Source organism: Cellvibrio sp. (genome assembly GCF_053579595.1).
On record NZ_JBRFPI010000254.1, the window covers coordinates 1 to 1,409 of the forward strand.

Here is a 1,409-nt window from a genome sequence, read left to right on the forward strand (position 1 = left end):
TTAGCTCGATGGTTCGCGCAGGATGTTGTGTGAGCAGGTCGTAATCCACCAATAGCAAGCGATCAGAAAATTCACCGTAGTAAGCTTCTTTCAGAGCAGTCCAAGCGCTACCCACCGTGCCACCACCGTTAATCAGTGAATCGCAACGGCTATACACAGTACCGCGCGATGCGGCACTGAACATTCGGCTGTAATCGAAAGGGTTTTTACGATAGATAGTTTCAAAGCTATCCATAATCCATGCGGGATTACGCACGCAGCAAATCATTTTGAAATTATCGAACAACTCCACCAGTTGATGCATACGTGCCGTCCACTGACGGTTGGTATCAAAAATGACAGGCTCGGTTTTATCGGAGTAGTACGCATTGAATAATGCCGTGCACATTAATTTGCGCTTTGCATCATCAAAAAACGTATAGGATTCGCTGTTAGCACCAGTCTGCTCCAACATAGAGTTCACCAAACCGGCAACAGGGCTACTCATGGCAGCATAAAAGCGTGGGTTTTGGCGCAGAATGCCCGCCAACAACGTGGAACCAGACCGGGGTAATCCGGAAATAAAATGAAACTGGGCAGGCATATTTATCCTTAGTCAATGTAGCGGGCAATGCAACTAACAACTATAAACAGCAATCATGCCATCAATCGAGCGCGAAAAACATGACAGCAAATAACACGGACTACGTGATAAGCATATTATCTCACTGCAAGATTAACGGGTGCCAGAGCGAACTCAAGTCAAATTTGTCTGTTAGTCGGTGACAATCTGAATAAAACAAAAACCCTTTTAAAATGACCTAAAAAGCCATTGGTAGCCGCTTAAATTTTAAGCATTTTTATTGCTGTAATCCTGCGTAAGCGACTTAAACGCCATTTTGCTTTAGTCTTGGCACGTTAGTAATTGACCTTTAAGGTTTAATCGCTAGCCTTAGACGTGCCTTCACAGGCCCTGAGCAAGAGCTTGAAAGGCATCATTAATCAACAATGTTTTAAGGAGAAAATTATGGAACCGTTTATCGGCCAAGTTCAAATTTTTGGCTTTTCATTCCCACCGCGCGGCTGGGCAGCCTGTAACGGCAACCTCTTGGCCATTTCGCAGTACAGTGCAGTTTTTTCATTATTAGGGACTATTTACGGCGGCAACGGACAAAACACATTTGGCTTACCTAATTTATGCTCACGCATTCCGGTGGGCGTAGGCGCCAATACACTGGGGCTACAACAAACGGAATTAGGTCAGGTTGGCGGCACTCAAACTCACACCCTCCTCTCAACTGAAATGCCTACCCACGCCCACACCGTCGGTGTTGCTGTGAATGTGAATGCCAGCACCAATACCGATGGCACTACCGCTCCTGCAGCAGGTTCATACTTCGCTTCACTTACCGGTGTGAGCAAAGGTGGAC

At 46.1% G+C, this 1,409-nt stretch carries 2 protein-coding genes; one reads left to right on the top strand and one right to left on the bottom strand.

Translation table 11 applies throughout. The features are described 5' to 3' along the window. The coding region (locus tag ACWA6V_RS14790) for a sulfotransferase (RefSeq protein WP_449523212.1) at positions 1-583 on the bottom strand (583 nt) is incomplete at its 3' end. Between the two features lie 423 nt (positions 584-1,006). Between ACWA6V_RS14790 and ACWA6V_RS14795 the strand changes: the two genes are divergently transcribed. Next, a partial coding sequence (locus ACWA6V_RS14795) for a phage tail protein (RefSeq protein ID WP_449523213.1) occupies positions 1,007-1,409 on the top strand: 403 nt, incomplete at its 3' end.